The 6,866-nt window shown below is 73.2% G+C and carries 7 protein-coding genes; 4 read left to right on the top strand and 3 right to left on the bottom strand.

What is annotated here, in order from left to right; genetic code table 11:
• Positions 1-95 precede the first annotated feature (95 nt).
• Genes ACIRVK_RS45035 through dhaK form a run of 3 tightly spaced genes read right to left on the bottom strand, consistent with a single transcriptional unit; the run spans position 96 to position 2,138 of the window.
• The gene (locus ACIRVK_RS45035) at positions 96-506 is read right to left on the bottom strand and encodes a PTS-dependent dihydroxyacetone kinase phosphotransferase subunit DhaM (protein ID WP_404257903.1); all 411 of its coding nucleotides are present in this window, start codon (positions 504-506) and stop codon (positions 96-98) included.
• Positions 499-1,098, bottom strand: coding sequence for a dihydroxyacetone kinase subunit DhaL (gene dhaL, locus ACIRVK_RS45030; protein WP_404257901.1), 600 nt, complete (start codon positions 1,096-1,098; stop codon positions 499-501). The genes ACIRVK_RS45035 and dhaL overlap by 8 nt, the downstream gene beginning before the upstream one ends.
• A gap of 47 nt (positions 1,099-1,145) precedes the next feature.
• Positions 1,146-2,138: a dihydroxyacetone kinase subunit DhaK gene (dhaK, locus tag ACIRVK_RS45025; protein WP_404257899.1), complete on the bottom strand. Its 993-nt coding sequence runs from the start codon at positions 2,136-2,138 to the stop codon at positions 1,146-1,148.
• Positions 2,139-2,368: 230 nt separating this feature from the next.
• On the opposite strand from dhaK, the gene ACIRVK_RS45020 reads away from it, so the two are divergent.
• The 4 genes from ACIRVK_RS45020 to ACIRVK_RS45005 all read left to right on the top strand — a co-directional run.
• A complete protein-coding gene (locus ACIRVK_RS45020) occupies positions 2,369-3,043 on the top strand; it encodes a helix-turn-helix domain-containing protein (RefSeq protein WP_404257897.1) in 675 nt (224 codons plus the stop codon).
• Positions 3,044-3,155: 112 nt separating this feature from the next.
• Positions 3,156-3,743 (top strand): hypothetical protein, encoded by a 588-nt coding sequence (locus ACIRVK_RS45015; protein ID WP_404257895.1) that lies wholly within the window; start codon positions 3,156-3,158, stop codon positions 3,741-3,743.
• A 241-nt stretch (positions 3,744-3,984) separates the two neighbouring features.
• Complete coding sequence (locus tag ACIRVK_RS45010) at positions 3,985-5,709, top strand: GAF domain-containing protein (protein ID WP_404257893.1); 1,725 nt, start codon at positions 3,985-3,987, stop codon at positions 5,707-5,709.
• Positions 5,710-5,918: 209 nt separating this feature from the next.
• On the top strand, positions 5,919-6,866 hold a 948-nt coding region (locus ACIRVK_RS45005), incomplete at its 3' end, for an NAD(P) transhydrogenase subunit alpha (protein WP_404257891.1).

Below are 6,866 nucleotides of genomic sequence, written 5' to 3'. Positions count from 1 at the left end.
GACAGAACCCCTCAGCAAGGTTCATCGTCCCAGGTCAGGAAGGCACTTTCGCGTTTCCGCCTCGCCAGCCGCCAAACCCAAGCGAAACGGCGAGGCTAGGCCTTTCGGTAGGTGTACGCCTCCGCTGCCGCCGTCTCCACCGCCGACAGGTCGGCCCCCGCCGCCGCCGTGACGACCGCGGCCACCGCCCCCTCCACGAAGGGGGCGTCCAACAGGCGGGTGTCCGGCGGGAGTTCGTCGCCCTCGGCGAGGAGGGCCTTCACCGTGAGGACCGCGCTGCCGAGGTCGGTGAGGACGGCGACTCCGGCACCCCGGTCGACGGAGGCGGCCGCCGCGGCGATCAGTTCCGCACTCGTGCCGAGGCCGCCGGCCTCGGTGCCGCCCGCCGGGGCGACCGGCACCGACGTGCCGCCGCCTGCCAGCCCCTTGGCCAACTCGGCGACGGAAGCGGCAACTTCTGCGCTGTGCGACACCAGCACGATGCCGACCACCTTGTCGTCACTCACCGTTCGCCTCCGCCAGGCCGGCGACAAGCAGGGCCGAGGAGGTGGCGCCGGGGTCCTGGTGCCCGATGCTGCGTTCCCCGAGGTAACTGGCCCTGCCCTTGCGGGCCTGCAACGGTGTCGTCGCCAGCGCACCCTGCTCGGCCGCGGCCCGGGCCGCCGCGAAACCGCCGCCGAGCGCGTCCACCGCCGGCACCAGCGCGTCGATCATGGTCTTGTCGCCCGGCGCGGCCCCGCCGAGCGTCATCACCGCGTCCACCCCGGCCCGTAGCGCCTCGGCCAGCTGCCCCTCGTCCACCTCGGCGGCATCGCCCAGCGCCTTTCCGGTGCGGCGCAGCAGCGTGCCGTACAGCGGCCCCGACGCGCCGCCGACCGTCGAGATCAACTGGCGTCCGGCGAGCGTCAGGACCCCGCCCGGTGTGTCCGGCGCCTCCTTCTCCAGGGCAGCGGTCACGGCCCGGAACCCGCGCTGCAGATTGCTGCCGTGGTCGGCGTCCCCGATGGGCGAGTCGAGGGCGGTGAGCCGTTCCGCCTCGCGGTCGACGGACGCGGCGGTCGCCGTCATCCAACGGCGGAAGAAGTCGGCGTCGAGCACGGGATCTCCTTGCGTGGTAGGTACGTTGACACCGGGGGCCGCCGCCGTCACATGCCCCAGCGCAACCCAGGCGTCTTCACCGGCGCGTCCCAGAGCCTGAGCAGTTCCTCGTCGACCTGGCACAGGGTGACCGAGGCGCCCGCCATGTCGAGGGAGGTGACGTAGTTGCCGACCAGGGTGCGGGCGACGGCCACCCCGCGCTGGGTGAGCACCCGCTGGACCTCGGCGTTGAACCCGTACAGCTCCAGCAGCGGTGTCGCACCCATGCCGTTGACCAGGACGAGCACCGGGTTGCGCGGGGTCATGTCGTCCAGGATCGCGCCCACCGCGAAGTCGGCGATCTCCCCGGAGGTCATCATCGCCCGCCGTTCCCGGCCGGGCTCGCCGTGGATGCCGATGCCCAACTCCAGCTCGCCGGGCGGCAGGTCGAAGGTGGGGCTGCCCTTGGCGGGGGTGGTGCAGGCGCTCAGGGCGACGCCGAAACTGCGGGAGTTCTCGTTGACCTGCCGGCCGATCGCCTCCACCCGCTCCAGCGGCTGTCCCTCGTCCGCCGCCGCACCCGCGATCTTCTCCACGAACAGGGTGGCGCCGGTCCCGCGCCGGCCGGCCGTGTAGAGGCTGTCGGTGACCGCCACGTCGTCGTTGACGAGCACCTTGGCGACCTGAATGCCCTCGTCCTCGGCGAGCTCGGCCGCCATGTCGAAGTTCAGCACGTCACCGGTGTAGTTCTTCACGATGAAGAGCACACCGGAGCCGCTGTCCACGGCCGCCGCGGCCCGCGCCATCTGGTCCGGCACGGGGGAGGTGAACACCTCGCCCGGGCAGGCCGCCGACAGCATGCCGGGGCCCACGAAACCGCCGTGCAGCGGCTCGTGCCCCGAGCCGCCACCGGAGATCAGGGCGACCTTCCCGGCCACGGGGGCGTCCCGCCGTACGATCACCCGGTTCTCCACGTCGACCGTCAGCTCGGGATGGGCGGCTGCCATTCCCCGCAACGCGTCGGCGACCACGCTTTCCGGAACGTTGATCAACATCTTCATGGGTTCCTCCTGGTGAGACGCGTGCCTGACCATGGGCCCCGTACTGCGGCCACTCTCGGAAGTATCCGCGCTCAACGGGCGAAGGTCACGTGCACGGCGTGATCCCGGCCCGCTGAGACCGGCCCGGTCGGCCCAAGCGTGACGTCGACGGACGGGGCACCATGGATCTGCGGGGCGCGATCCCGGCGCCGTCGCTCGCCGGCCGGTCGGACGAGAGGACGTGACGGATCATGGCGGAACACGCCGCTTCCCGGGCCGCCGAGGCCCAGGCGCTGGGTGATCTCGGGCGCCGGCTCGTCGCACGGCGTACGGAACTCGGCCTCACCCTCGAGCAGACGGCCGACCGGGCCGGCATGGCCCCGGGGTACGTCCAGTACCTCGAGGAGCGCCCCGGAGCCGCACCGGGGCCCGGTGCGCTGCTGCGGCTGGCCGAGGCCCTGGGGACCACCGTGCGGGACCTCACCGGCGGCGACAGTGAGCTGCCGCACGGTATGGGGCGCGCCGGTCGCGCCCCGGACTTCAGCGAGCTCGACGTCGCCGAGTGCCGGGACCTGCTCGCCACGCACGGCGTGGGACGGATCGCGGTGCCCACCGCGTCCGGACCCGTGATCGTGCCGGTCAACTACAGCGTCGTCGACGGTGCGATCGTCTTCCGGACCGCACCCGGCACCACACCGTCACAGGCCGCCGGCTGCCAGGTCGCCTTCGAGGTCGACCGCATCGACGACGCCTTCAGCAGCGGCTGGAGCGTGCTGGTGCGGGGCCACGCCCGTACGGTGACCGACGCCGGGGAGGTACGGCGGCTCACCGAGCTGGCCCACAGCACCCCCTGGGCGGGCGGGTGGCGCGACGAGTGGGTGCGCATCGATCCGGTCGCCGTCACCGGGCGCCGTATCACCGTCTGACCCGCGAATCGGCTCCCCGAGAAGGTCTCGTCGGCCGCCACGGAGTGAGACTGTTGAGGTGGGCCCGTTCAGGCGTGGCCGTCGTCATTGCGCCCGTGAGGGGGTGTGACCGATGCGGAAGCTCCACCGGGGGAAGGTCCTGGGATGGCGCTGGCGCCGCAATCCGCTGCGTCGGCACAGCGACGTGGTCGAGGCGTGGATGGTGCTGGTCGTCTGGACGGTCGCGGCCGTGGGGGCGGTGGCCGCCGGGGTGATCGGGGCGCGGATCGCGGACGGGGTCGTGGAACAGGCTCGGGCGGGGCGCCACCCGGTGACCGCGGTGCTCGTGCGGACCGTGCCCGGCAGCGGGCGGGACGTGGTCACCGGCTTCACCGGCGACCGGGTCCGGGCGACGGTGCGCTGGACCGACGCGACGGGCACCGTGCGGACCGGGCCGACGGACGTGCGGTCCACGGCGAAACCCGGCAGCACGGTGACGGCGTGGACCGACGGACGTGACCGTCTGGTTCCGGCGCCCATGAACCCGGCCGAGGCGACGACCCGCGTGGTGCTGGTCGGCACCGGGGCCGCCCTCACCGCCGGCCTGACGGTGCTCGGCGCCGGGGCGCTGGCCCGGCTGCGGATCCAGCGGCGCGCCACCGAGCGGTGGGGCGCCGAGTGGGAGCGGGTCGGCCGGCAGTGGGGACACACCACCGGCTGAACCGGGAGACCGCCGGGGGGTGCTGTCTGGCCTGCCGGCGCAGCGGCCACCCCAACCTGCACGTGCGCGGCTACAAGGAGATGGACGTCATCGACCGCGTGCCCGGCCTCGCGGTGCGCGCGGCGACCGTGCGTCAGCGCATGGACTCCGCTCAGATCCCGTGTCGCCGCCTGCCGCCGACCGATACCGTGGCACATGACCTCATGTGGTCGACGAGTCGAGGCGATGTGGAGGATCACGGGTGGCAGGCTCCGAAGAGTCCGGGGAGGCCGGTGTGCGCCTGCCGCAGCTCAGGCTGGACGAGCTGCTGGCGGAGCTGCAGGCGCGCCTCGACGCGGCCCGCGGCACCCGCGACCGGGTGCACAGCCTGCTGGAGGCGGTGCTCTCGGTCGGCCGTGAACTGGACCTCGAGCAGGCGCTGCGCAGCATTGTGGAGGCCGCGGCCGCCCTGGTGGACGCCGAGTACGCGGCCCTCGGCGTGATCGGCCCCGACGGCAAGCGGCTGTCGGCCTTCCACACGGTCGGCGTCACGGCGGAGCAGATCGCCCGGATAGGCCCCTACCCGGAGGGCCACGGCATCCTGGGTGAGCTGATCAGCAACCCGGAGCCGCTGCGGCTGACGAAGCTCTCCGAGCACCCTGCCTCGTACGGCTTCCCGGCCCACCACCCGCCGATGAACTCCTTCCTCGGCGTCCCGATCCGGGTGCGCGACCAGGTCTTCGGCAATCTGTACCTGACGGAGAAGCGCGGTGGGGCGCAGTTCGACGAGGAGGACGAGGCGGTCCTGTCCACGCTCGCCGTGGCCGCCGGCGTGGCGATCGACAACGCCCGCCTGTACGAGGAGTCCCGGCTGCGGGAGCGCTGGCTGCGCGCGAACGCGGAGATCACGCACACCCTGATGTCCGGGGCCGGGCGTGCGGAGGCCCTGAGTGTGATCGTCGAGCGGGCGCGCGAGATCACCGGTTCGGCCCTGGCGGCGGTCGCCCTGCCGATGGAGGACACCGGCTCGCTCACGGTCGAGATCGCGGTCGGACTGGACTCCGAGGCCCATCGGGGACTCGTCCTGGCCATGGACAGGACCTTGATGGGACTCGCCTTCTCCCGTGCCGAGTCGGTCGTCAGCGAGGACGTGTCCCATGACGAGCGGGTTTCCCCGGAACCTCCCCGCTTCGAGGGCCTCGGGCCCGCCGTGGCCGTGCCCATCGGCACGCGCGAGGGAGGCGTCCGCGGCGTGCTCCTGCTCGCGCGGAAGGCCGGCCGGCCACCGTTCCCGTCGGCCGAGACCGAGACCCTGCAGGCCTTCGCCGCGCAGGCCGCCGTGGCGATGGAACTGGCGGAACGCCGCCAGGACGCCGAGCAGATCGCGGTGCTCAAGGACCGCGACCGCATCGCCCGGGACCTGCACGACCTCGCCATCCAGCGGCTGTTCGCCACCGGCATGACGCTGCAGAGCATGGGCCGGTTCATCGAGCATCCCGAGGCCGCGGAGCGGGTCGGGCGCGCGGTGGACGACCTGGACGAGACCATCAAGATCATCAGATCGACCATCTTCGGCCTGCGGTCCCGCGAGGGCGGGGCCGGTACGGGGCTGCGCGCCCGCACCGTCCGGCAGGTCGACGAGGCCGCCGCCGTCCTGGGCTTCGCCCCCGGCGTCCGCATGGAGGGCCTGGTCGACACCGACGTGCCGCGGGACATCGCGGACCAGGTGATCGCGGTGCTCTCGGAGGCGCTGACCAACATCGCCCGGCACGCCCGGGCCGACCGCGCCGACGTGGTCCTGCAGACCGACGGACGGGAGGTACGCCTGACCGTGTCCGACAACGGCGTGGGCATCCCGGAGGACGGCCGGCGCAGCGGACTGGGCAACATGGCCGAGCGCGCCCGGCAGTTCGGCGGGCACCTGGAACTCAACCGTCCGGAGGGCGGCGGCACCGAACTGGTGTGGTGGGTGCAGCTCGGCGGCTGACCGCCACCTCCCAGCCGGCCAATTCACCTTCCGCAGGCGCGTGCTCGACCGCGGCCGACGGGTGGTCACGGTCGCGCTGCCCGCGGACAATGCTGCCATTGAGGTGCCGATCTTCTTCGACGAGGTACTCGGCGTACGGCCGAGACGCGCTCGTCTTCGAGTTCCGGGGCCCGGGCGACCCCCGGACACCGGAAGAGAGGCAGCGGAACATGGCAAACGTCACCGTGGCTGCCGTACGGGAGCGGGCACCCGGCGAGCGCCGGGTCGCCCTCGTCCCCGAGGCCGTCACCCTGCTGCGCCGGGCCGGGATCGACGTCCTGGTCGAGACCGGGGCCGGCGCCGGCGCCTGGTTCGCCGACGCGGACTACACCGACGCGGGCGCGGCGGTCGTATCCCCGGAGGAGCTGTACGCACGCGCGGACGTCGTCCTGTGCGTCGGTCCGCCTGACCAGGAGACCGCCGCGTCCCTGCGCACCGGGCAGACGCTGATCGGCCTGCTGGAACCGCTGCTGCAGCCCGCCCTGGTACAGGACCTGGAAGGGCGCGGGGTGCGCACGCTCAGCCTCGACCTGCTGCCGCGCACTCTCAGCCGCGCCCAGTCCATGGACGCGCTGACCTCCCAGGCCAATGTCGCCGGCTACAAGGCGGCCGTGCTCGCCGCCGACTCCTACGACCGGTTCTTCCCGATGCTGACGACCGCGGCGGGCACCATGCGCCCGGCGCAGGTCCTCGTCCTCGGTGCCGGCGTGGCCGGACTCCAGGCCATCGCCACGGCCCGCCGCCTCGGCGCCGTCGTCTCGGCCTACGACGTGCGCCCCGCCTCGCGAGGCGAGGTGGAGTCGCTGGGGGCCAGGTTTCTCGACGTGCAGAGCCCGCAGGGTGACGCGCCGGACGTCGAACGAGGCGGCTATGCAAGGGAGTTGACGCCGGAGGAGCAGCGGGCGCAGCGTGCGGCGCTGGACGCCCACATCGCCCGCTCCGACGTCGTCATCACCACCGCCCAGGTGCCGGGGCGCCGGCCGCCGCTGCTGGTGAGCGCGGCCGTCCTTGAGCGGATGCAGTCCGGTTCGGTGGTCGTCGACCTCGCCGCGAGCGAACTCGGCGGAAACGTCGAGGGCTCCGAGCCCGACAAGACGCAGGTCCTGGCGGGCGGCGTC

Origin of the sequence: Streptomyces sp. NPDC101152, from assembly GCF_044768275.1 — a bacterium.
In the GTDB taxonomy this organism is placed as follows: Bacteria; Actinomycetota; Actinomycetes; order Streptomycetales; family Streptomycetaceae; genus Streptomyces.
The sequence above is the reverse complement of the archived record's forward strand: the minus strand, read 5'-3'. Positions and strand labels throughout refer to the sequence as shown.

What these genes read in the sequence shown, in the direction of transcription:
- ACIRVK_RS45020 (WP_404257897.1), top strand. Translation starts at nt 2,369, where the DNA reads ATGGCGGAACACGCCGCTTCCCGGGCCGCCGAGGCCCAGGCGCTGGGT.
- ACIRVK_RS45015 (WP_404257895.1), top strand. Translation starts at nt 3,156, where the DNA reads ATGCGGAAGCTCCACCGGGGGAAGGTCCTGGGATGGCGCTGGCGCCGC.
- dhaK (WP_404257899.1), bottom strand. Translation starts at nt 2,138, where the DNA reads ATGAAGATGTTGATCAACGTTCCGGAAAGCGTGGTCGCCGACGCGTTG.